Source organism: Citrobacter sp. Colony219, from assembly GCF_019382635.1.
GTDB lineage: Bacteria > Pseudomonadota > Gammaproteobacteria > Enterobacterales > Enterobacteriaceae > Citrobacter > Citrobacter youngae.
The window spans coordinates 2,339,114-2,362,878 of record NZ_CP080033.1 but is presented as its reverse complement, the minus strand read 5'-3'; the positions used below and the strand labels follow the sequence as shown (position 1 = coordinate 2,362,878).

At 51.7% G+C, this 23,765-nt stretch carries 26 protein-coding genes and 1 other annotated feature; of the genes, 10 read left to right on the top strand and 16 right to left on the bottom strand.

What is annotated here, in order from left to right; all coding sequences use genetic code 11:
- Positions 1-132 precede the first annotated feature (132 nt).
- From hemP to JTI85_RS10395, 6 genes are all read left to right on the top strand, one after another.
- Positions 133-321 (top strand): hemin uptake protein HemP, encoded by a 189-nt coding sequence (hemP, locus tag JTI85_RS10420; protein WP_137364045.1) that lies wholly within the window; start codon positions 133-135, stop codon positions 319-321.
- Between the two features lie 73 nt (positions 322-394).
- Positions 395-2,380 carry a TonB-dependent hemoglobin/transferrin/lactoferrin family receptor gene (locus tag JTI85_RS10415; protein ID WP_200043995.1) on the top strand — a complete coding sequence of 662 codons (1,986 nt, stop codon included), beginning with the start codon at positions 395-397 and terminating at the stop codon, positions 2,378-2,380.
- Between the two features lie 47 nt (positions 2,381-2,427).
- Positions 2,428-3,459, top strand: coding sequence for a hemin-degrading factor (chuS, locus tag JTI85_RS10410; protein ID WP_219352548.1), 1,032 nt, complete (start codon positions 2,428-2,430; stop codon positions 3,457-3,459).
- Complete coding sequence (locus JTI85_RS10405; RefSeq protein WP_061067791.1) at positions 3,456-4,277, top strand: hemin ABC transporter substrate-binding protein; 822 nt, start codon at positions 3,456-3,458, stop codon at positions 4,275-4,277. The genes chuS and JTI85_RS10405 overlap by 4 nt, the downstream gene beginning before the upstream one ends.
- On the top strand, positions 4,277-5,269 hold the full coding sequence (locus JTI85_RS10400) for an iron ABC transporter permease (RefSeq protein ID WP_061067790.1): 993 nt from the start codon (positions 4,277-4,279) through the stop codon (positions 5,267-5,269). Before JTI85_RS10405 ends, JTI85_RS10400 begins: the two co-directional genes overlap by 1 nt.
- On the top strand, positions 5,262-6,041 hold the full coding sequence (locus tag JTI85_RS10395; RefSeq protein ID WP_115643483.1) for a heme ABC transporter ATP-binding protein: 780 nt from the start codon (positions 5,262-5,264) through the stop codon (positions 6,039-6,041). Before JTI85_RS10400 ends, JTI85_RS10395 begins: the two co-directional genes overlap by 8 nt.
- Here the strand turns inward: JTI85_RS10395 and selO are convergent.
- From selO to thrS, 14 genes are all read right to left on the bottom strand, one after another.
- Positions 6,038-7,480, bottom strand: a complete 1,443-nt coding sequence (gene selO / locus JTI85_RS10390; RefSeq protein ID WP_172742728.1) for a protein adenylyltransferase SelO — start codon at positions 7,478-7,480, stop codon at positions 6,038-6,040. The two genes, JTI85_RS10395 and selO, sit on opposite strands and share 4 nt — an antisense overlap.
- Before the next feature lie 64 nt (positions 7,481-7,544).
- Positions 7,545-8,255: an EAL domain-containing protein gene (locus tag JTI85_RS10385; RefSeq protein WP_061067789.1), complete on the bottom strand. Its 711-nt coding sequence runs from the start codon at positions 8,253-8,255 to the stop codon at positions 7,545-7,547.
- Between the two features lie 316 nt (positions 8,256-8,571).
- Complete coding sequence (locus JTI85_RS10380) at positions 8,572-9,036, bottom strand: NlpC/P60 family protein (RefSeq protein ID WP_003832591.1); 465 nt, start codon at positions 9,034-9,036, stop codon at positions 8,572-8,574.
- A 77-nt stretch (positions 9,037-9,113) separates the two neighbouring features.
- Positions 9,114-9,863, bottom strand: coding sequence for a vitamin B12 ABC transporter ATP-binding protein BtuD (gene btuD, locus JTI85_RS10375; protein WP_061067788.1), 750 nt, complete (start codon positions 9,861-9,863; stop codon positions 9,114-9,116).
- Positions 9,863-10,414: a glutathione peroxidase gene (locus JTI85_RS10370; protein ID WP_048211871.1), complete on the bottom strand. Its 552-nt coding sequence runs from the start codon at positions 10,412-10,414 to the stop codon at positions 9,863-9,865. The genes btuD and JTI85_RS10370 overlap by 1 nt, the downstream gene beginning before the upstream one ends.
- Positions 10,415-10,488: 74 nt before the next feature.
- A complete protein-coding gene (btuC, locus tag JTI85_RS10365) occupies positions 10,489-11,469 on the bottom strand; it encodes a vitamin B12 ABC transporter permease BtuC (protein WP_219352546.1) in 981 nt (326 codons plus the stop codon).
- Between the two features lie 120 nt (positions 11,470-11,589).
- Complete coding sequence (gene ihfA / locus JTI85_RS10360; RefSeq protein ID WP_003030571.1) at positions 11,590-11,889, bottom strand: integration host factor subunit alpha; 300 nt, start codon at positions 11,887-11,889, stop codon at positions 11,590-11,592.
- A gap of 4 nt (positions 11,890-11,893) precedes the next feature.
- Positions 11,894-14,281: a phenylalanine--tRNA ligase subunit beta gene (pheT, locus tag JTI85_RS10355; protein WP_137364041.1), complete on the bottom strand. Its 2,388-nt coding sequence runs from the start codon at positions 14,279-14,281 to the stop codon at positions 11,894-11,896.
- A gap of 15 nt (positions 14,282-14,296) precedes the next feature.
- Positions 14,297-15,280, bottom strand: coding sequence for a phenylalanine--tRNA ligase subunit alpha (gene pheS / locus JTI85_RS10350; RefSeq protein WP_003832580.1), 984 nt, complete (start codon positions 15,278-15,280; stop codon positions 14,297-14,299).
- Positions 15,281-15,404: 124 nt separating this feature from the next.
- Positions 15,405-15,529, bottom strand: a sequence feature (Phe leader region).
- Positions 15,480-15,524, bottom strand: a complete 45-nt coding sequence (gene pheM, locus JTI85_RS10345; protein WP_001386830.1) for a pheST operon leader peptide PheM — start codon at positions 15,522-15,524, stop codon at positions 15,480-15,482. (Overlaps the previous feature by 45 nt.)
- Before the next feature lie 120 nt (positions 15,530-15,649).
- Positions 15,650-16,006, bottom strand: a complete 357-nt coding sequence (gene rplT, locus JTI85_RS10340; protein WP_003030578.1) for a 50S ribosomal protein L20 — start codon at positions 16,004-16,006, stop codon at positions 15,650-15,652.
- A 55-nt stretch (positions 16,007-16,061) separates the two neighbouring features.
- A complete protein-coding gene (gene rpmI / locus JTI85_RS10335; protein ID WP_003030583.1) occupies positions 16,062-16,259 on the bottom strand; it encodes a 50S ribosomal protein L35 in 198 nt (65 codons plus the stop codon).
- Positions 16,260-16,355: 96 nt separating this feature from the next.
- Positions 16,356-16,898, bottom strand: a complete 543-nt coding sequence (gene infC / locus JTI85_RS10330) for a translation initiation factor IF-3 (protein ID WP_048997935.1) — start codon at positions 16,896-16,898, stop codon at positions 16,356-16,358.
- 3 nt (positions 16,899-16,901) lie between these two features.
- On the bottom strand, positions 16,902-18,830 hold the full coding sequence (gene thrS, locus JTI85_RS10325) for a threonine--tRNA ligase (protein WP_040233697.1): 1,929 nt from the start codon (positions 18,828-18,830) through the stop codon (positions 16,902-16,904).
- A gap of 303 nt (positions 18,831-19,133) precedes the next feature.
- Here thrS and yniD point away from each other — a divergent pair, with 303 nt between their 5' ends.
- Positions 19,134-19,241, top strand: coding sequence for a small membrane protein YniD (gene yniD, locus JTI85_RS10320; RefSeq protein WP_003030590.1), 108 nt, complete (start codon positions 19,134-19,136; stop codon positions 19,239-19,241).
- 165 nt (positions 19,242-19,406) lie between these two features.
- On the opposite strand, the gene JTI85_RS10315 is transcribed toward yniD, so the two are convergent.
- Entirely contained in the window at positions 19,407-20,165 is a 759-nt protein-coding gene (locus JTI85_RS10315) for a YdiY family protein (protein WP_048211874.1), read from the bottom strand.
- Between the two features lie 287 nt (positions 20,166-20,452).
- On the opposite strand from JTI85_RS10315, the gene pfkB reads away from it, so the two are divergent.
- Entirely contained in the window at positions 20,453-21,382 is a 930-nt protein-coding gene (gene pfkB, locus JTI85_RS10310) for a 6-phosphofructokinase II (protein ID WP_219352545.1), read from the top strand.
- Positions 21,383-21,651: 269 nt separating this feature from the next.
- Positions 21,652-22,512, top strand: coding sequence for a fructosamine kinase family protein (locus JTI85_RS10305; RefSeq protein ID WP_115643489.1), 861 nt, complete (start codon positions 21,652-21,654; stop codon positions 22,510-22,512).
- Between the two features lie 75 nt (positions 22,513-22,587).
- Here JTI85_RS10305 and JTI85_RS10300 read toward each other — a convergent pair whose 3' ends face one another.
- The gene (locus tag JTI85_RS10300; protein WP_115643490.1) at positions 22,588-23,124 is read right to left on the bottom strand and encodes a YniB family protein; all 537 of its coding nucleotides are present in this window, start codon (positions 23,122-23,124) and stop codon (positions 22,588-22,590) included.
- A gap of 167 nt (positions 23,125-23,291) precedes the next feature.
- Between JTI85_RS10300 and hxpB the strand changes: the two genes are divergently transcribed.
- A partial coding sequence (gene hxpB / locus JTI85_RS10295) for a hexitol phosphatase HxpB (protein ID WP_219352543.1) occupies positions 23,292-23,765 on the top strand: 474 nt, incomplete at its 3' end.

Here is a 23,765-nt window from a genome sequence, read left to right as displayed (position 1 = left end):
CGGGCTTTTTTAATGCAGCACAATCCCGCAAATTTGATCCCGTCACAATTATTTCACAAAAAGACTTGATGCAAATTCTCAGTTTATTGATAATGATTATCATTGTTACATTGATTGTTATTTTTAAACACTATGTCACGTATGGATAACACTACAGCAACGCCTGCAAAAGAAAAAACACCGCCTTCTGTCACGCCAAATGAGCGTCGAATTGACAGTAAAAACCTGCTGGGTAAAGAAGGACGCGTGATCATAGAACATGATGGTCAGCATTACTTGCTGCGCCAGACCCAAGCCGGAAAACTCATTCTGACCAAATAAACAACACCTTTCGCCAGCCACCCAGGTGATACCCAGGCAGCCAGCGCTTTCGATTTCCTAATGGAGAGTTGCTATGCCATACCTGCACACTGCATCCCTGCGTCCCTCGCTATTGGCGCTGGCGATTGTCAGTAGCCTGCCCACTTTCGCGTATGCGGCGGTCGAAGATATGACCGTCACCGCCACCGGCAATGCCCGTAATGCCTTTGAAGCGCCGATGATGGTCAGCGTTATTGATGCGACCGCGCCGGAAAACCAGACCGCCAGTTCAGCAGCCGATCTGTTACGTAAAGTGCCTGGACTTACCCTTGATGGTACAGGACGAACCAACGGTCAGGACGTCAATCTGCGCGGCTATGACCGCCGCGGCGTTCTGGTGCTGGTTGACGGCGTTCGTCAGGGCACCGATACCGGACACCTGAACAGTACATTTCTGGATCCGGCGCTCATTAAACGTATCGAAGTGGTGCGTGGCCCTTCGGCTCTGCTGTATGGCAGCGGTGCGCTCGGCGGGGTAATCGCCTATGACACAGCAGAGGCTAAAGACTTACTTGAAGCGGGTAAAAACAGCGGTTACCGCGTGTTCGGTACTGCGGCAACCGGCGATCACAGCCTCGGTATGGGTGCCAGCGCATTTGGGCGCACCGATACGCTGGACGGACTGCTTGCATGGTCGAGTCGCGATCGCGGGGATTTGCGCCAGAGCGACGGAACCACAGCGCCAAACGACGAAGCGATCAACAATATGCTGGCGAAAGGCAGTTGGAAAATTGACAGCGCCCAGACGCTGGCAGGCTCGTTGCGCTACTACAACAATGACGCCCGTGAACCTAAGAACCCACAAACCAGTGCGTCGGATGCCACCAGCAACCCGATGACCGATCGTTCAACCATCCAGCGCGATGCGCAGCTGACCTACACGCTCGCCCCGGTGGACAATGACTGGCTGAACGCTGATGCTCGCCTTTACTGGTCCGAGGCTCGCATTAATGCCCAGAATCCGGATGCGACTAATGAGTTTCGCAAACAAACGACCAAAGGCGGAAAAATTGATAACCGCAGCCGGTTGTTTACCGACTCCTTTGCTTCTCACCTGTTAACTTACGGTGGTGAGTACTATCGCCAGGAACAACGCCCCGGAGGTGCGACGACCGGTTTCCCTGAGGCAAAAATTGATTTTAGCTCCGGCTGGCTGCAGGATGAAATCACCCTGCGAGATCTGCCCGTAACATTGCTGGGTGGTACACGCTATGACTCATATCGCGGTAGCAGCGATGGTTACGCGGATGTCGATGCTGACAAATGGTCGTCCCGCGCAGGAATGACCGTTACGCCAGCCGATTGGCTGATGCTGTTCGGGTCCTGGGCTCAGGCCTTCCGCGCCCCGACTATGGGCGAGATGTATAACGATGCAAAACACTTCTCTATTGGTCGTTTCTACACTAACTACTGGGTGCCAAACCCTAACCTGCGCCCGGAAACCAACGAAACGCAGGAGTACGGATTTGGCCTGCGCTTTGACGATCTGCTGATGGCGAGCGATGCGCTCGAATTTAAAGCCAGCTATTTCGACACCAAAGCGAAAGATTACATTTCCACCAGCGTCGACTTTGCTGCCGCGACAACCATGTCCTATAACGTCCCCAACGCCAAAATCTGGGGCTGGGACGTGATGGCGAAGTACTCCGCCGATCTGTTCAGTCTCGATATGGCCTATAACCGCACACGCGGCAAAGATACTGACACGGGCGAATACATTTCCAGCATTAACCCGGATACCGTCACCAGCAAACTGAACATACCCGTGGCACACAGCGGTTTCTCAGTCGGCTGGATAGGCACGTTTGCGGACCGCTCCACGCATATCAGCAGCAGCTACGCTAAACAGCCTGGCTATGCGGTAAACGATTTCTACGTGAGCTATCAGGGGCAACAAGCGCTGAAAGGCATGACCACCACGCTGGTGCTGGGCAACGCCTTCGACAAAGAGTACTGGTCGCCGCAGGGCATCCCACAGGATGGTCGCAATGGCAAAATTTTCGTGAGTTATCAGTGGTAATCACTTTTCCCCGGTTCGCCGGGGTAGCAATCTGGAAGGAAGAGACAATGAATCATTACACACGCTGGCTGGAACTGAAGAAAGAAAATCCCGGTAAATACGCACGTGACATTGCAGGGTTGATGAATATTAGCGAAGCCGAACTGACCTTTGCGCGCGTCGGCCATGACGCCTGGCGCTTACGTGGCGAAGTCCGCGAAATCCTCAGCGCACTGGAAGCCGTAGGTGAAACCAAATGCATTTGCCGCAACGAATATGCGGTGCATGAACAGGTTGGCGCTTTTACCAATCAACACCTGAACGGTCATGCCGGACTGGTTCTTAATCCGCGCGCCCTCGACCTGCGCCTGTTCCTTAATCAGTGGGCAAGCGCTTTTCATATCAGTGAGACCACCGCCCACGGCGAGCGTCAGAGCATTCAGTTCTTTGACCATCAGGGGGATGCGCTGCTGAAAGTCTATGCCACACAGAATACCCTCGTTGAGGAATGGGCTGCGTTGCTGACCCGTTTCATCTTCGCTGAAAACCCGCCACTGGTACTGCAACCTGCCAACACTTCTGCGCCAGCCGTCATCACGGTCGATGCGCAGACTGTTGATCAAGAGTGGCGAGCGATGACTGATGTACATCAGTTCTTCGGTTTGCTGAAACGCCACAATCTCACCCGTCAACAGGCATTTAATCTGGTGGGCGACGATCTGGCCTGTAAAGTTTCTAATAGCACACTGGCGCAGTTACTTGATACCGCGCGCCAGGATGGCAATGAAATTATGGTTTTCGTGGGTAATCGCGGCTGCGTACAGATTTTTACCGGCGTAATAGAAAAACTGGTGCCGATGAAAGGCTGGCTAAATATTTTCAACCCGACCTTTACCCTGCATCTGCTGGAAGAGTGCGTAGCCGAAACGTGGGTAACGCGCAAACCGACCGCCGATGGCCACGTCACCAGCCTGGAACTGTTTGCCGCAGATGGCACGCAAATCGCCCAGCTGTATGGTCAACGTACGGAAGGCGAACCGGAGCAGACGCAATGGCGCGCACAGATTGACGCGCTCACGCCGAAAGGACTGGCCGCATGAAAAAACTGCTGGTCCTGATTGCGCTGCTGCCCATCGCAGCGCTGGCTGCTGACGAAGAACGCGTTGTGGCTCTCGGTGGCGACGTCACCGAAATTGTGTATGCGCTGGATGCGCAATCATCCCTCGTGGCACGTGACAGCACCAGTCAGTGGCCACAGGAAGCGACCCAATTACCCGATGTAGGCTATTTACGTCAGCTCAACGCCGAAGGTATCCTGGCTACCCGCCCTACTCTGGTGTTAGCCAGCGCACAAGCGCAGCCTTCTCTGGCCCTGAAGCAGGTCGAACACAGCAACGTCAGGGTTGTCACGGTCCCTGCCAGTAATACGCTTAGCGTGATTGATGAGAAAGTGCAGGTCATTGCGCAGGCGACACACCAGGAGGCTAAAGGCGAAGCCCTGCGCAACACATTACGGCAGGAACTCGCGGCATTACCCGCCACGAAGCTTGATAAACGCGTTCTGTTTATTCTCAATCATGGTGGAATGACCGCAATGGCTGCAGGACAGGATACGGGGGCTGATGCCGCTATTCGCGCAGCCGGCTTACGTAACGCAATGCAGGGTTTTAGCCGTTACCAGCCGTTATCACAAGAAGGCGTAATAGCCAGCCAGCCCGACCTGGTGGTGATTTCGCAGGACGGCGTTAAGGCGATGGGTGGCGAAGATAACCTGTGGGCGCTACCGGGACTTGCGCAAACGCCTGCCGGACGCAATAAGCAGGTACTGCAGATTGATGATATGGCATTACTGGGCTTCAGCGTTCGCACGCCACAGGCCATTTTGCAGCTACGCGCCAAAGCGGAGCAATTGCCCTGATGGCCCGACGAATCACCTGCTCGTTATGGACGCTGGCCTTTATGCTGGGTGTAATGACGATACTGGCGACCGGTTTTGGCGCGTTGCGCCTGCCGGTAAGCCTGCTCTGGCAGGACGGAGATGATGCTTTGCGTCAAATCTGGCTCACCATTCGGCTACCGCGCGTTCTGCTGGCGCTGGTGATTGGCGGCTCACTGGCACTGGCAGGTTGCGTCATGCAGGGATTGTTTCGCAACCCGCTTGCCGATCCAGGGCTACTGGGTATTAGCAGCGGTGCGGCCTGCGCCGTCGCCCTGTGGGTGGTGTTACCGGTCTCATTACCCGCGTTACTCATGCTGTATGCGCCAATGATGGCGGCATTTCTCGGTGCACTGGCTGCTACCGTGGTGATTTTTATCCTCAGCCAACAGCGTGACGGTTCGCTATCGCGTCTGTTGTTGGTCGGAATTGCCATCAACGCACTCTGCGGGGCGGCGGTTGGCGTTTTGTCGTGGGTCAGTAATGATGCGCAATTGCGCCAGTTGTCGTTGTGGGGGATGGGAAGTCTGGGAGCCGCGCAGTGGTCCACGCTACTGGCTGTCACGTCACTGACTATCCCGACGGTGCTGATCATCTGGCGTCTGGCTCCGGCGCTGAACCTGCTACAACTGGGTGAGGAGGAGGCGCATTATCTCGGCGTTGATGTTCGGATGATCCAACGTATTTTGTTGTTGTGCAGCGCATTACTCGTGGCCGCTGCTGTAGCGGTCAGCGGAGTCATTGGGTTCATCGGTTTGGTTGTTCCGCATTTAATGCGTATGTGGCTCGGATCAGACCATCGGGCCGTGATCCCCGGTTCCGTTCTGGCTGGCGCATTTTTACTACTGATTGCCGATACTCTCGCCCGCACCGCAGTTGCGCCTGCGGAAATGCCGGTCGGTCTGTTGACCAGTCTTCTCGGCGCACCGTGGTTTTTATGGCTTATTTTTCGTCAGCGAGGAGCGCATGGCTGAACATTTTATTGCCGAAGGACTTCACTATCGCCTTGCTGATCGCTCAGTAATTGACGACGTATCGCTCAAACTCGCTAAAGGTGAACTGGTCGCGTTAATCGGGCCGAATGGTGCGGGAAAATCCACCCTGCTACGTCTGTTGACCGGCTTTCTTAAACCGACTGCCGGACGCTGTTTGTTAGATGGCAAATCACTGGCTGACTGGAGTACGCAGTCGCTGTCACGCCATCGCGCGGTTATGCGTCAGCAAACGCAGGTAGGTTTTGACTGGCAGACAGAAGCCGTTATCGCGATGGGCCGTGCCCCCTGGTCCCAACATCCCGAGCACGAGCTTATCGCACAGGTAATGGCAGTCACCGGCTGCACACCGTTGGCGGGCAAGCAATACGCCGCGCTTTCCGGTGGCGAACAACAACGCGTTCAGTTAGCCCGTGCGCTGGCACAATTGTGGTGCAACGCCGGACCTCGCGGTTGGCTATTTCTCGACGAACCGACGTCAGCGTTAGATCTGTACCATCAGCAACATCTGCTGAGATTACTAAAGACACTCACCGCTTCAGGAGAATTGCATGTTTGCATCATCCTTCACGATCTCAATCTGGCAGCACTGTGGGCTGACCGGATCATACTGCTCCATCAAGGAAGCATTGTGTCTCAAGGGACGCCCGACGCCGTGTTACAGGCTGATGATCTGATACGCTGGTACGGTGCTCAGGTTCACGTTGGCCAACACCCGGCCAACGCATCCCCACAAGTTTTTCTCGCGCCTTAGCTCGAACAGCTCACCTCCAGCCGTTTGCCCCAGTCAGGTGGACGGCTGATATAATCATCATCCCGATCGATAAACGGCGTACGTAACGCAGCGTGTAACCGATGTAGTTCGGTATAATCACCCTGCTCTGCCTGGCTAATTGCCCGCTGTGCCAGCCAGTTACGTAGCACCATAGCCGGATTCTCCGTCTTCATCTGCGCTTGTCTGACTACGTCAGCCACATTGTCTTGTTGCAGGCGCGTGCGGTAACGAGTGAACCAGTCGTCAAATGCCGCACGGTCAATAAACTCATCGCGCAGTGGGGACAAGGTGCTGTGTTGCTCAGTTTGGCTGAGCATGCGGAACGTTCGCGTATAGTCGCTACCTTCCCGCGCCATCAGGCTAAACAGTTCGCTAAGGATTTCGTTATCGTTTTTCTGCTCACTAAAGAAACCCAGTTTTTGCCGCATTCGTTGCCCATAGCGGGTTAGCAAGGCCAGTTGATAACCGTCCAGCGCATCATTGAGCACATCAACCGGGATGAATGGCGACAGCGTCTGCGCCAGACGTTGTAGGTTCCACAAAGCTGCAGCAGGCTGATTATCAAAACTATAGCGCCCCTGATGATCGGAGTGGTTGCAGACAAAATCTGGCACGTAATCATCAAGGAAACCGAAGGGACCATAATCCATCGTCAGACCAAGAATCGACATGTTGTCCGTGTTCATCACCCCATGCGCAAAGCCTACGGCTTGCCAGTCGGCCATTAACGTCGCGGTACGTGTAACAACATCCGTAAACCACAACTGATACTTATTTGCCTCTTCCTGCCATTGTGGCCAGTAATGACGGATCGCAAAGTCAGCAAGCTGACGTACTTTTTCCGGTTCACGACGATAATAAAAGTGCTCAAAATGGCCAAAACGCATATGGCTTTGTGCCACGCGAATGAGCATCGCGCCTGCTTCAGTGGTCTCTCGCTGCACCGGAGTCTCGCTGGTGACAATCGACAAGGCCCGGGTTGTAGGTATCCCCAAATAATGCATGGCTTCACTGGCCAGGCTCTCTCTAATCGTCGAGCGCAGCACAGCGCGCCCATCCCCCATGCGGGAATAAGGCGTTAATCCAGCGCCTTTCAGATGCCAGTCAAATGTTGAACCATCCGCAAGTTGTTGTTCGCCCAGCAGAATCCCGCGGCCATCGCCAAGCTGCCCAGCCCATACACCGAACTGATGCCCGCTATAAACTTGCGCCAAAGGCGACATCCCAGGTAATAGCGATTCGCCCCCCCATACACCTGCCCCACCAGAAACATCAAACAACGCAGCTGGAATACCCAATTGCGCAGCCAGAGCATCGTTATGCCAGATGATGCGCGCGTTTTTCAGGGGGGTGGGCGAAAGAGCGGTATAGGTTGCTGGTAATTCATCACGCCAGCGAGTAGTAAAAGACAGGGTCATAGGGCCTCCTGTCTCTAGTGTAGACTGTTAATAGCCTGTTAAACACCAGCAAATAAAAGGGTTATCATTTTACCAGTGAAATAATTTTTGCCGGTGATACCGCCGGCCACAGTCCCCCTTGCATCGCGCTGAATCCCAAAGGTAATACCCGCGTCAGCATCTCTTGTGTATCAATACCGCTAATGATGATTGATTCGCAGCAGGGAGATAATTGCGCCAGAATAGCCCGCATAAACGGCTCAAACGAAATATGTGTAATCCGTTGTTGAACAAAGTTTTTATCCAGCACGACCCGTTTGAAAAGACCATCAAAAATTGCCCGCGTGGATATGCCCCCGGCACCGTAGTTTGTCAGTATTAATGGGAATCGCGCAGCCAGAGCCGCCAGTGTGGGATTTTCTTTGCCACTGTTTAACTCTGGATAACTTTCATTAATCGTCAGTTCAATAAATGAAAATCGTTCAACACGTGAAGCATATTCAGCGTCTGATAATAAAATATTAGCGACCGCTGGCGTTAAATTAATCCAGGCCGGAATTTTGCGTTGAATAAAAAAGTGTTGGCACGTTTCGATTAATTCCAACTTCTCGGCAAATAAGCGGCATTGCTCGTCGTCTGACATCCGGGGCATAACCAGCTCTGTTGGCATGTGTACGTCGCCATCCGGGCTGACAAAGTTTGTAACAATATCGACGAACTCAAGGTCACCTTTTTCACTTCGTGCAGGAAGAAAAGAGAACTCTGAATGATAAAGATAATCCAGTGAAACAATCATTGTGCCAGCCCCTCTGCATGGGTGTAATCCGGCATCCTGTAGCAAAGGATGGAAAAATACGTTGCTGCTGATACAAATTGAGGCCCTTTCATTTTTCCCTTTTTAGCCAGTAAATCGAATCCTTTTTTTTTAGCTTATCCTGATTATAAACGAATATCCAGCCTTGCACTTTTTAATATCTCGGGATAAATCATATTTTTAGCAAGATACGCTCTTAATGTTCAGGGTTATAGACCGACAAACAGCAGAAGTGAAAGTTGACATTTAAAATGCGGATGACGAGAAAGCCGCGAGCCGATCTCGTCACCCGCAATGATTAAATTCGGCGCGCCTGCCAAAAGTTTTTACGCCAGTAGACGTTATCCAGCGAAGAACGCATCACTCCGCGACTGGTTGAAGCATGGATAAATTGATTATTGGTATCGTAAATCCCGACATGCAGACCACTTTCACCGGAACCCGTTTTAAAGAAAACCAGATCGCCGGGTAGCAAATCATCTTTATCGATCTCAGTACCAATCTTTGATTGCGTACGCGTGTCGCGCGGGAGTTGCAGATCGAATTTGTCACGCATTGTCATCAACACAAATCCCGAACAATCCACCCCGCTACGGCTCATACCGCCATAGCGATAGGGAGTACCATGCCAGGTTTGCAACTGATCGTTAAGACCTGCGATAACGGCGATAGAGTCCGACAGTCGGGCATTTGGCGCAGGAGCACGATGGCTGCTGCACCCCGCCAAAAACAATGCTGTGATGAAAAGGAGCCAAAAGCGCATTCAGGACGAATCCTCTGATTTTTATTTTTGTGTCAATTTAGCGTGGAAATTATGTGATTTTCAAGAACCCATTTAACTTAAGTGGTTGATATGAGCATTCTGTGGCCTTCAATATCCAGGCGACGGAAATTTACACCGTAGGCTAACGACAGATTGGCTGGCGTTAGCACCACATCACGCGCACCGCTCGCCAGCAGCTTTCCGCGCTTGAGCAACCACGCCTTGTGCGCATGGCGTAGCGTATGGTTAAGATCATGACTGCTCATCACAATGGCGATTCCCTGCAGACACAGCTGGCTCAACAATCTGTCCAGCGCGTTTTGTTGCGCCACGTCCAGGCTATTCATCGGCTCATCCAGCAACAAAAGTTGCCCATGCGGATTAGACTGGGGGCTCATTTGCAGGATGACGGCCGCCAGACGCACACGTTGCCATTCCCCCCCTGAAAGCTGATTAACACCACGTCCTAGTTTATCTCCCAGCCCAAGCGCATCAGCCACCTCCTGCAGCAGGTCTGTTCGCGCTTTATCAGGCTGATGCAGCGTCAGAAAATGCCAGACCGGCATCGCAAAAGGCGGATTTTGCTGTTGCGCAAGATAAGCACGATATTGCGCCAGCTTCGCTGCCGGCCAGTCACCGAGCGGTGTATCACCAAAGGTGATGCACCCCTCTCCGGTCGTCAGTCCCGCCATTCGCGCCAACAACGTACTTTTCCCCGCGCCGTTGGGGCCCACTAAATGCAGGATCTCTCCTGCTTTAATTTCACCAGATAGCGGGCCGAGTCGGGTCGATTCCGCAACATCCTGTAGCAGCATTAATCGGGACATTAGTTGGCCAATGCAGTCTTTATAGCGTGTACAAGAACCGGGTCCTCAGGCGTCATATCAGGTGAATAACGCTGCAGCACCTGTCCATCCCGACCGACTAAGAACTTCTCGAAGTTCCACAGAATATCGTCCGGGTAGAGCGGTGCCCGGCCTTTACTCGCCATACGCGCATAAAATCCGCTATCTGCAGGTGCAACCGCAGTGGGTGCCGCATCAATCAGCTTCTGATACAACGGATGGCGGGCTTCGCCATTGACATCAATCTTACTGAACATCGGGAAGGTAACGCCCCAGGTTGTGCTGCAATACGTCTTAATCTCGTCTTCACTGCCGGGCTCCTGCCCCAGAAACTGGTTGCAGGGGAATCCCAGAACGGTGAAACCCTGCCCATGCCAGGTTTTCTGCAGGTTTTCCAGTTGCTCATACTGCGGCGTTAACCCACATTTTGAGGCTACGTTGACGATTAACAGTACATTTCCGGCATACGCCTGCAATGAGGTCGCCTCGCCGTCGATGGTTGTCACTTCCGTATTAAAAAGCGTGTTTTGCATAGCATCTCCAGAACAACAGGTGAATAGTGGGATGACCCTGTTCAGCTTTTAAGCATAGACCGAACCTGCGCTTTCTAGCGCGCAGCTTTTAACAATAACCAGATAAATACCGGTGCGCCCATCGTGGCCGTCACCACGCCAATGGGTAATTCAGCCGATGCCAGTACCAGACGTGCGACAACATCAGCAAACAGTAGTGCAATTGCCCCCGCCAGCGCACACCCAGGGAGTAAAACGCGGTGATCGGTTAATCCACACAGTCGCAGAATATGAGGGATTACCAGCCCGATAAAACCAATTGCCCCTGCCAGCGCCACGCTCACGCCAACCATCCATCCCGTGGCAACCACCAGCAAGTTGCGCCAGAACCATAAAGGCAGCCCCAGCTGGCGCGCGGAGGTTTCCCCCAGCGCCAGCATATTCATCGGCTGCGACTGACAGCAGATCCACACCAGCACCGGAATCAATGCCACCATGAGCCAGGCCTGATGCCAGTCTACGCCGCCGAAGCCCCCCATCATCCAGTACATCAACTGTCGAAGATCAAAAGAGGTGGAAAAATAGATAGCCCAGGTCATCAGCGCGCTGCAGATAATCCCCAGCGCCACGCCGGCCAACAGCAAACGACTGGTCGATAAATGTCGGCGGGCAAAATGAAGAAGAATGAGGGTGATAATCAGCGCGCCAGCAATGGCGCATAGGCCCAATGCCCAGCCGGGCAATCGCCCTTGCCCCAACAGCACAGCCGCAATAAGCCCTACCCCCGCGCCATTAGACACGCCGAGTAAACCAGGCTCCGCGAGCGGGTTTTCAAACAGCGCCTGCATCACCGCGCCAGCCAGGGCCAGTGCGGCGCCTACCAGCAATACGGCAAGTGTACGGGGCAGTCGAATTTGCCAGACGAACAGATCGCCGCGAGCGCTAAACCAATCGCCGGGAGCAATCCACTGTTCTCCTGCGCATAAACTTATCATGGTTGCCAGCAGCATCAGCACTGACAGAGACAGTATCCAGCGCACGTTTCGTCGCTGCTGTTGATGGGCGAAAGTCAGCATGTTTTCCATTCTGCTGAAAAAAGATGGGGAGATTCTACGGTGCTGATTCAGTAGTGAAAAGGAAAAAGGCCGCATAGCGGCCTTTTTAGTTATACGCGTCATACTTTGCGTATCGTTAAATCACTCTTCTTTGGGCGTTGCGTTTTCAACCCGGCTTTTTAACTTCTGCCCGGGTCTGAAGGTCACCACGCGCCGTGCTGTAATGGGAATATCTTCGCCCGTTTTCGGGTTACGTCCCGGACGTTGATTCTTATCACGCAGATCGAAGTTACCAAAACCAGAGAGTTTTACCTGCTCACCGTTTTCCAGAGCACGACGGATCTCTTCGAAAAACAGCTCGACCAGTTCTTTGGCATCCCGCTTGCTAAGCCCAAGCTTATCAAACAGATATTCTGACATTTCAGCTTTTGTAAGCGCCATAGGTTCAATCCCTCAATGATGCCTGGAATCGCTCTTTTAATGCCTCTACACATTTGGCGACGGTAGCGGCAATCTCCTCTTCTTCAAGTGTACGGCTGGTATCCTGAAGGATCAGGCTGATAGCGAGGCTCTTATAACCCTCCGCAACACCCTTACCGCGGTACACGTCAAACAAGTTTACGCCAACTACCTGATTTACGCCAACTTTCTTACACTCGGATAAAATATCCGCAGCGGGAACGTTTTCGGCCACAACGACCGCGATGTCACGGCGGTTCGCCGGGAAGCGAGAAACTTCACGCGCCTGAGGCACCACGCGGTCTGCGAGCTTATTCCACTCCAGTTCGAACACCAGAGTGCGACCGTTCAGATCCAGTTTACGTTCCAGTTCAGGATGAACAACCCCAATGAAACCAATACGTTCACCTTTCAGATAAATCGCCGCAGACTGACCCGGATGCAGGGCTGGATTCGCTTCAGCTTTGAACTGGATGTCCGCCAGTTTGCCTGTCAGGTCGAGAACCGCTTCCAGATCGCCCTTCAGATCATAGAAATCAACCGTCTCTTTCGCCAGATTCCAGTGTTCATCATGACGGTTACCGCAGATAACGCCCGCCAGCATCAGATCCTGACGGATCCCGAGGTTAGCCTGCGTATCCGGTACAAAACGCAAACCTGTTTCAAAAATACGCACACGGTTTTGCTGACGGTTTTGGTTATAAACCACCGTGGACAACAAACCGGTCCACAGAGACAGACGCATTGCTGACATATCGATAGAGATTGGGCTTGGCAGCAGCAGCGCCTCTTCTCCCGGATGCAACAGCGACTGGACTTTCGGGTCGACGAAGCTGTAGGTAATAACTTCCTGGTAGCCTTTGTCATTCAGCATGGTTTTTACACGTTTCAGCGATAAATCCGCTTCACGATGCTCACCCATGATAAGTCCTGCCTGAATTGGGGTATTCGGGATATTGTCGTAGCCGTATACGCGGGCGACTTCTTCGACCAGGTCTTCTTCGATTTCCATATCGAAACGCCAGCTCGGCGCGACAGCCTTCCACTCATCCTGCCCTTCCGTCACGTCACAACCCAGACGACGCAGAATGTCGCTCACCTGCTCATCCGCAATATGGTGTCCGATCAGACGATCCAGTTTGCTACGACGAAGCGTAATGGTTGCGCGTTTTGGCAGCGTGTCTTCGTTCGTCACGTCAATGACTGGACCTGCTTCGCCACCGCAGATATCGATCAGCAGGCGCGTTGCACGTTCCATGGCCTTATGTTGCAGAGCCGGATCAACACCACGCTCATAGCGGTGAGAAGCATCAGTGTGCAGACCGTGACGACGTGCGCGACCGGTAATAGACAGCGGGCTGAAGAATGCACATTCCAGCAGGACGTTTTGCGTTTCATCATTCACGCCGGAATGTTCGCCACCAAAGATGCCGCCCATCGCCAGCGCTTTGTTATGGTCCGCAATCACCAGCGTATCCGCATTCAGCTTCGCTTCACTGCCATCCAGCAATACCAGGGTCTCACCCTCTTTTGCCATACGGACAACAATTCCGCCTTCAATGCGGTCTTTGTCGAATGCGTGCATCGGCTGGCCCAGTTCGAGCAGCACATAGTTAGTCACGTCAACCACGGCATCGATTGAACGAATACCGCAACGACGCAGTTTTTCTTTCATCCACAGCGGGGTCGGCGCTTTAACATTGATGCCTTTAACCACGCGGCCCAGATAGCGAGGGCAGGCTTCTACGGCTTCGACCTGAATCGGCAGGACGTCGCTAATGGTTGCCACTACAGGCGCGATTTCCGGCTCAACCAGCGGAGCTTTGTTCAGCACAGCAACATCACGTGCGACACCGATAATGCCTAAGCAGTCGGCGCGGTTCGGCGTGACGCTAATTTCGATAGTGTTGTCGTCAAGCTTAAGGTATTCACGGATATCGGTGCCAATTGGCGCATCGGCAGGCAGTTCGATAATCCCGTTATGATCGTCGGAAATACCCAGCTCAGAGAATGAGCACAGCATACCTTCAGACGGCTCACCGCGCAGTTTTGCGGCTTTGATTTTGAAATCGCCCGGCAGAACAGCACCCACGGTTGCCACGGCCACTTTCAGCCCCTGACGGCAATTTGGCGCGCCGCAGACGATATCCAGCAGACGGTCGCCGCCTACATTCACTTTGGTGACACGCAGTTTGTCAGCGTTCGGGTGCTGAGCGCACTCAACCACTTCGCCCACCACAACGCCGTTGAACGCGCCGGAAACAGGTTCCACACCGTCAACTTCCAGACCCGCCATCGTGATTTGGTTTGACAGCGCATCGCTATCAATCGCCGGGTTTACCCATTCGCGTAACCACAGTTCACTGAATTTCATTGTATTACCCTGCCTTTATTTAAACTGTTTGAGGAAACGCAGATCGTTTTCGAAGAAAGAACGCAGATCGGTAACGCCATAACGCAGCATGGTCAGACGCTCCATCCCCATTCCGAAGGCAAAACCGGAGTAGATTTCTGGATCGATACCGACGTTACGCAGCACGTTCGGGTGAACCATTCCGCAGCCCAGTACTTCCAACCATTTTCCGTTTTTGCCCATGACGTCAACTTCCGCAGAAGGTTCAGTGAACGGGAAGTAAGAAGGACGGAAACGAACCTGCAGGTCTTCTTCAAAGAAGTTGCGCAGGAAATCGTGCAGCGTACCTTTCAGGTTGGTGAAGTTGATATTGGTATCAACGATCAGGCCTTCCATCTGATGGAACATCGGGGTGTGCGTCTGATCGTAGTCGTTACGATAAACGCGGCCCGGGGCGATAATACGGATCGGCGGCTGTTTTTCCTTCATGGTGCGGATCTGCACGCCTGAAGTCTGCGTGCGCAGCAGACGCGTTGCATCAAACCAGAAAGTGTCGTGGTCAGCGCGCGCCGGGTGATGGCCAGGAATGTTCAGCGCATCGAAGTTGTGATAGTCATCTTCGATTTCCGGACCAGTCGCCACGGTAAAGCCCAGCTCACCGAAGAAACTTTCAATACGGTCGATAGTACGCGTTACCGGGTGGAGTCCACCATTTTCGATACGGCGTCCCGGCAGGGAGATATCGATAGTTTCTTCAGCCAGGCGCGCGTTCAGCGCGGCACTTTCTAATTCGGCTTTACGCGCGTTCAGCGCTTGCTGTACCTGCTCTTTGGCTTCATTGATTACCGCACCTGCTGCCGGGCGCTCTTCCGGTGGCAGCTCGCGCAGGGTTGTCATCTGAAGGGTCAGGTGCCCTTTCTTGCCCAAATATTCGACGCGGACATTGTCTAACGCGGCAACATCTGAAGCCTGGTTAATGGCGGCCGTTGCACTGGCAACCAGCTCTGCGAGATGTGACATGGTTTTCCTCGTTATGTTGCGATATTCACTAGTCGCTCGTATATACGCAAAATCATTCAAGTTGTATCAACGCAGCAAAAGAGCGAATGCAGCCAATACAGAGACAACTTGAAGGATGACGCGTATAAAAAAAGCCTCCACCAGGGAGGCTTTTAGGCGCTGTTTTCCGTTTCTTCTTTCACGCGCAAGCCTCCTGATTTCAGGTGCTAAAGTAAAAGAAGAAGCGGAAAATAGCAGCATTCATGCTTGCGTTACCTTGTGTGGTAAAAACCGGACAACCTTTATTGAAAAGGCTTACGGATAAATTGTCAACTAATTGATTGCACTACAAATAAAAGAGAGGGAGCCAGGCTCCCTCTTTTCACCGGCTTATGCCAGAGCTGCTTTCGCTTTTTCGACCAGAGCGGTGAACGCTACTTTGTCGAATACTGCGATGTCAGCCAGGATCTTACGGTCGATTTCAACAGAGGCTTTTTTCAGGCCGTTGATGAATTTGCTGTAAGAAATACCGTTCTGACGTGCTGCTGCGTTGATACGCGCAATCCACAGTTGACGGAACTGACGCTTTTTCTGACGACGGTCACGATAAGCGTACTGACCAGCTTTGATAACAGCCTGGAAGGCAACGCGGTATACGCGAGAACGCGCACCGTAGTAGCCTTTAGCTTGTTTCAAAATTTTCTTGTGACGTGCACGGGCAACTACACCACGTTTTACGCGAGCCATATGTGCTCTCCTGTCTCTATATTCTTAGTAAAAAAATGAATTAAACGTTAACGGCTTATGCGTACGGCAGGCACGCGATAACCAGACCCAGATCGCCTTTAGACACGAGGCCTTTTGGACGCAGGTGACGTTTACGCTTAGTAGATTTTTTGGTCAGAATATGACGCAGGTTTGCGTGCTTACGCTTAAATCCACCACCACCGGTTTTTTTGAAACGCTTAGCAGCACCGCGTACGGTCTTAATTTTTGGCATTTTAATAACTTCCACTTCGCATTGTTAATAAACGAAACGTAGGCGAACAACGGCTGTGGAACCCGTAGGCTCCACAGACATTGCTACTTGAAGGCCTTACTGTTTCTTCTTAGGAGCGAGCACCATGATCATCTGGCGGCCTTCGATCTTCGTAGGGAAGGATTCGACTACTGCCAGTTCACTCAGATCGTCACGGACGCGGTTGAGCACTTCCATACCGATCTGTTGGTGGGCCATCTCACGACCGCGAAAACGCAGCGTGATCTTAGCCTTATCGCCATCTTCCAGAAAGCGTACCAGGCTGCGGAGTTTTACCTGGTAATCGCCATCGTCGGTGCCAGGACGGAATTTAATTTCCTTAACCTGGATAACTTTTTGCTTTTTCTTCTGTTCCTTAGAAGACTTACTCTTTTCATAAAGGAACTTGCCGTAGTCCATAATACGACAAACTGGCGGTTCGGCGTTAGGGCTGATTTCAACTAAATCTACTCCAGCTTCTTCAGCCTTTTCGATCGCTTCTCTCAGACTCACAATACCCAAAGCTTCGCCTTCCAGACCTGTTAAGCGAACTTCCAGGGCGCGAATCTCGCCATTGATACGATTCGGACGTGCCGTTTGAACTCGTTTTCCGCCTTTAATACCTTATTCCTCCAGTTGTTGAAGACTGCGGCTGCGAATCTCTTGTTGCAGCTTCTCAATCACTTCATTTACGTCCAGGCTGCCCAAGTCTTTGCCACGACGGGTGCGCACGGCAACTTTGCCTGCTTCTACCTCTTTGTCGCCACAGACCAACATGTAAGGGACACGACGTAAAGTGTGCTCGCGGATTTTAAAGCCTATCTTCTCATTTCTCAAGTCTGCTTTTACACGAATACCCGCATTTTGTAGTTTCTGCGTTAATTCGTTGACGTATTCAGACTGAGAATCGGTGATGTTCATGACCACAACCTGAACCGGCGCAAGCCAGGTCGGGAAGAAGCCAGCGAACTCTTCGGTCAGGATACCAATGAAACGTTCCATCGACCCAAGAATTGCGCGGTGAATCATAACCGGCACCTGGCGTTCGTTGTTTTCGCCAACATAAGAGGCGCTTAAACGGGACGGCAGAGAGAAGTCCAGCTGTACAGTACCGCACTGCCATGCACGATCGAGGCAGTCATACAGGGTAAATTCAATTTTCGGACCGTAGAATGCGCCCTCACCCAGTTGGAACTCAAACGGGATGTTGTTTTCTTCCAGCGCAACGGCCAGGTCAGCTTCAGCACGGTCCCACATTTCATCGCTACCGATACGTTTTTCGGGGCGAGTGGACAGTTTGACGACGATTTTCTCGAAGCCAAAGGTGCTGTACATATCGTAGACCATACGAATGCAGGCGTTAACTTCATCGCGAATCTGCTCTTCAGTACAGAAGATATGTGCATCATCCTGGGTAAAGCCACGTACACGCATCAGACCGTGCAGAGCACCTGACGGCTCGTTACGGTGACAGCTACCAAATTCAGCCATACGCAACGGCAGATCGCGATAGGATTTCAGACCCTGGTTAAAGATCTGCACGTGGCCCGGGCAGTTCATAGGTTTAATGCAGTACTCACGGTTCTCAGACGAGGTCGTGAACATTGCATCTTTGTAGTTGTCCCAGTGACCTGTTTTTTCCCACAGCACACGGTCCATCATGAACGGACCTTTAACTTCCTGGTACTGATATTCTTTCAGTTTCGAGCGAACAAAAACTTCCAACTCGCGGAAGATAGTCCAGCCATCGTTATGCCAGAACACCATACCCGGTGCTTCTTCCTGCATATGATACAGGTCAAGCTGCTTACCAATTTTGCGGTGGTCTCGCTTGGCCGCTTCTTCCAGGCGTTGCAGGTAGGCATTCAGGGCTTTTTTATCGGCCCATGCAGTACCATAAATACGCTGCAGCATCTTGTTATTGCTGTCGCCACGCCAGTATGCCCCTGCGGTCTTCATCAGTTTGAAGTGATGGCAGAAACGCATGTTCGGCACGTGCGGGCCACGGCACATATCGACATATTCTTCATGATGGTACAAGCCAGGCTTGTCATCATGGGCGATGTTTTCATCAAGAATAGAGACTTTATAGGTCTCGCCACGCTTCACGAAGGTTTCGCGCGCTTCGTACCAGCTGACTTTCTTCTTAATGACATCGTAGTTTTTCTCAGCGAGCTCGTGCATCCGCTTCTCGAGCGCGTCGACATCTTCCTGGGTTAACGTACGGTCAAGATCGATATCGTAGTAAAAACCGTTGTCAACAACCGGTCCGATCGCCATTTTGGTGTTCGGCCAAAGTTGTTTGATCGCATGCCCTAACAGGTGCGCACAAGAGTGACGAATGATCTCCAGACCTTCTTCATCTTTCGCGGTGATGATGGAGAGTTTCGCATCATGTTCAATCAGATCGGAAGCATCTACCAGCTCACCGTTAACACGGCCAGCAATAGTCGCTTTAGCCAGACCTGGACCGATGTCCAGCGCAACATCCATGGGGCTTACAGCGTGGTCGTAATGGCGTTGGCTGCCATCAGGAAGAGTAATAACAGGCATGTTATATCCTTATTTGCAGTGGTGCCCCACACGTAAGAGCACATACAAAGATTCAATATTTAAAATTATCAAAAAGGTCTGGGCTGATTCCCGCTTCACTCTGCGAAATATGTCACAGGTCACCTGACTGGTAACACTGGACCTACGCCCGTTTTTTGATAACACCGTTTGACAGTGTACACGGCATTAGGATGCGATCAAAGCAACAATCAACGTGCACTCTATGATGTAAATCAATTCACTGACACCCTGACGTCTTTGTTACACTTGTAGAAAGTCATTTCACCGGAGCAGGAAAAAACAATGCCAACAAACCGCTTTGCGAAGAAACACTGGAAGATGGTGGTGATCCTGCTGGTTATTTGTGCGGCAATGCTGATGCTGCGTTGGGCAGCAATGATCTGGGGTTAAAATACTGACCGCTTTTCTGGTTCCGTTGTATTTATCAATTAAATCGAATTCATCTGAAAAATAGCGAGTTATCGATAAGCATTAAAAATAAAACACAGATTAACTTTTAAATAAACTTAACGTTAATAGATAAAAGCCGGGCCAATTATTTGGCCCGGTTTGTCATTACATACGATAGCCGAGCGAAAGCGTCGTGCGGCGATCGGTATGTTCCGGCGCGGTTGCCGGCGGTTCGGAGTTCCAGGTGACGTTGTACGCGACCTTCAATCCAAAGTGTTCGTTGATGGCAACGTTTAAGGCCGTTTCAGAGTTAAGCGTTGTATCATCTGCACCAAATACCGACACACCCTGAGTAAACTTGGTGTTGTCCGTCATCTGCCACGCATAAGCCCCGGACGCATAACCTAACGGTTGCGTTTCAGTGGTGCCATCAGTGTGCTCGTCATAACGTACACCAGGACCGAATTCAAAGCGGAAACTGTGTACCGGTCCATTAAGAAACTGGCGACCATAACCGGCCGTTAGCACGTCACGCTCACGGTATCCGTTATAACGGTCTGTTAACCAACTGGCCTGACCAAAGAGATAGTCATAGTCAGTCATGTTGTAACGACTACGACCACCTACAGCATATTTCTCAGATGAACGCTCATCATTTGAGGAGGTGTTGCTGGCATTTCCCCACAGAGACCACGCCGTAGATTGACCATACCAGGTCATGGTGGTGTCGGCGGTTAAAGAAGAACTTTTTGTGTTGCCTGACTGGGCAAGATATCCCGCGTTCAGGTTACCTTCAAAGGGTTTTTTCGCGCTGGAAGGGTCATCCATGACAGTAAAAACGGAATCATCGGCGGCGGCATGCATTGACGCAAACACGCACCCCGTCAGCAATACTGCTGCGGGCACTGTCTTCAAAAGCTTCATTTATAAAGAGTCCGTACAACAAAAAAAGAGACCATAACGGTCTCGGAAACTTTCATGTGGATCAATGACAAAAGACCCTTGAAAGGTAACAAATTATAAAAAGACTCGAATAACATAGCAATAAATTCTTATTTCATTTTTTGAATAAGAGCGTTCCTAATCCTTTATTTTATTTATATATCTTTGGCACGAGAATTTTAAATAAAGCTGCGAGAAATCATGTTGTTAATTACTTCACTTTCGTGGCGTTAAGTGCCAGACTGGAGTCAGCCTAACAGGAGGTAAAGATGGTACGTATCTATACGTTAACACTTGCGCCCTCTCTCGATAGCGCAACAACCACTCCACAAATCTACCCCGAAGGTAAACTTCGCTGTACCTCACCAGTTTTTGAACCTGGCGGCGGAGGCATCAACGTCGCCCGCGCCATTGCACATCTTGGCGGAACTGCAACGGCCATCTTTCCGGTCGGTGGTGCAACCGGCGAGCACTTAGTTTCTTTACTTGCCGACGAAAATGTTCCCGTCTCGACTATCGAGGCTAAAGACTGGACCCGACAAAATCTCCATGTCCACGTCGAATCCAGCGGCGAGCAGTATCGTTTTGTCATGCCCGGTGCAGCGCTGACTGATGACGAATTCTACCAATTGCAGGATCAGGTACTGGAAATTGAATCGGGTGCGATACTGGTCATTAGCGGTAGTTTGCCGCCCGGTGTACAAATAGAAAAACTGACCCGGCTCATCACTACCGCACAAAAACAGGGCATTCGCTGCATTGTCGATAGCTCCGGTGAGGCGCTGACGGCGGCCTTAGCCATCGGCAATATCGAACTGGTCAAACCCAACCTCAAAGAACTGAGTGCGCTGGTAAACCGCGAACTGACACAGCCCGATGATGTGCGCAAGGCCGCGCAGGAAATCGTACATAGTGGGAAAGCGCACCGCGTTGTGGTCTCGCTTGGGCCGCAAGGGGCGCTGGGCGTAGATCGAGATACCTGCGTTCAGGTGGTTCCGCCACCGGTGAAAAGTCAAAGCACCGTAGGCGCGGGCGACAGCATGGTCGGGGCCATGACGCTTAAACTGGCTGAGAATGCACCTTTTGAGGATATTGTCCGTTACGGCGTCGCCGCAGGTAGCGCAGCAACGCTCAATCAGGGTACGCGTCTGTGCTCTTTGGACGACACGCAAAAAATTTATTCGTATCTCACTCAGTAATGACACCGTCCCTCTTTTGAAGAGAAAGGGGATTCTCGCGTAAAACTGTCAGCATGGGTGTTATGCGACTATGATAAAAAATCACGTGATTACAAAGAAGTGAATCATGTGCAGTCAGACGTCTCCACAACGGTACGGGGTGAAGAAGAGCGACAAACATTAAGTGCCTTTCCAGCGATGACGCGTCCGTGGTGTGCGTCAGTTCGTGTTTTTTTACCGCATTCTTGCGCTAACCTTATGATCTGGCAGACAACATGGGGAGAGACATCATGTGGCAGGCTATCAGTCGTCTTTTAAGCGAGCAATTAGGTGAAGGCGAAATCGAACTGCGTAATGAACTGCCCGGCGGAGAGATTCACGCCGCATGGCATTTACGCTATGCGGGGAGAGATTTTTTCGTCAAATGCGATGAAAGAGAGCTGTTAACCGGCTTTACGGCAGAAGCCGATCAGCTGGAGCTACTTTCCCGCAGTCAAACTGTATCTGTACCGAAAGTCTGGGCAGTGGGTGCAGACAGAGATTACAGTTTTCTGGTAATGGATTTTCTCCCTCCCCGCCCGCTTGATGCCCATAACGCGTTTATTCTCGGACAACAACTTGCACATTTGCATGAATGGAGCGATCAACCACAGTTCGGCCTCGACTTCGATAATGCACTCTCCACTACGCCACAACCCAATGCCTGGCAGCGTCGCTGGTCAACCTTCTTCGCCGAGCAACGCATCGGCTGGCAACTGGAACTTGCGGCGGAAAAAGGCATTGCGTTTGGCAATATTGACGCCATTGTCGATCATGTTCAGCAACGACTCTCCTCCCATCAGCCACAACCTTCTCTCCTGCACGGCGATTTGTGGTCGGCAAACTGTGCGCTCGGGCCGAATGGCCCCTACATCTTTGACCCCGCCTGTTACTGGGGTGACAGAGAGTGCGATCTGGCAATGTTGCCGTTACATACCGATCAACCGCCGCAGATTTATGACGGTTACCAGTCTGTCTCGCCGCTACCGTTAGATTTTCTCGACAGGCAGCCTATCTATCAGTTGTATACGTTGCTGAATCGGGCAATTCTATTTGGCGGGCAGCACCTGGTGGTGGCGCAAAAAGCGATGGAAAGGTTACTGGCGGCTTAACGTATAAATAGCCCGAAGGCGGCTTTGCTTATCAGGCCTGACGCTTCACGTAGTCCAGGCCTGATAATATCGGACTTACAAAAATCCCAGTAATGAAAAGAAGAAATAGCCGATCACGATAACAATCACCGGCAAAATATAGAGCGGGAAGATTTGTAAAAAGATCGTATGATGTGGCACGACAATACGCGACTCAATTTGCTCGCGGGATAATCCTTCACTGCCTTTTGCCTGTTCCAGAATCAGCTGATCCTCAACGCCTTCGCGTAAGAAACGTGCCTGGCGGCTCATTCTGGCGCCAGAGTCCTGCAATGCCAGACCGATGAATATCAGAATGAAAATCAGCCAAAAAACGAGATTCAGTCCACTTTGAAAATCGGGTGTCGGCGAGTTATACCAAAACACATTAAGAAAAGGTGTATTAACCCGCATCATATCGATCATCACGTGAGCAAAATCGAGCATGACCGCGTTAATTCCCTCCTGCTTTTCGCTGTGCGCATACATAAACTTCAGTACAGAAACCAGTGTTGAAATCAGCGCGGGAATGAAAATTACCCATCCCGCCAGCCTTTTCAAGACGGCAATGCGTCCAGCTTGTTGATACGTCATGAGTTCCCCTTGATAAAGACGTGTCATTTTGGCCTAAGTTTACCCGTTGATAACCGTTTTCGCCTGATCTTTAAAGGCGGTATACTGCTGAATTAGCCATAATGAACGCTCAGAGCCTGCTATGACTGGCTCTTAATCCCTTTTATCACCGTAAAGGAGAGGTTGTGATGTCAACCCCGCGTCAAATTCTTGCTGCAATTTTCGATATGGATGGATTACTGGTCGATTCTGAACCGCTTTGGGATCAGGCCGAACTGGATGTGATAGCAAGTTTAGGCGTAGATATCACCCGCCGCCATGAACTTCCCGACACCCTTGGTTTACGTATCGATATGGTTGTTGATCTTTGGTTTGCGCAGCAACCGTGGAACGGTCCCTCACGTCAGGAAGTGACGGAACGCATCATTACACGGGCTATTGCGCTGGTAGAAGAAACACGCCCCCTGTTGCCGGGCGTTCGTGAAGCTGTGGCACTGTGCAAATCCCAGGGAATACGGGTAGGACTGGCCTCTGCATCACCGCTGCATATGCTGGAAAAAGTGCTGACCATGTTTGATCTGCGCGATAGCTTTGACGCGCTGGCCTCGGCAGAAAAATTACCATACAGCAAACCGCACCCGCAGGTTTACCTCGATTGTGCG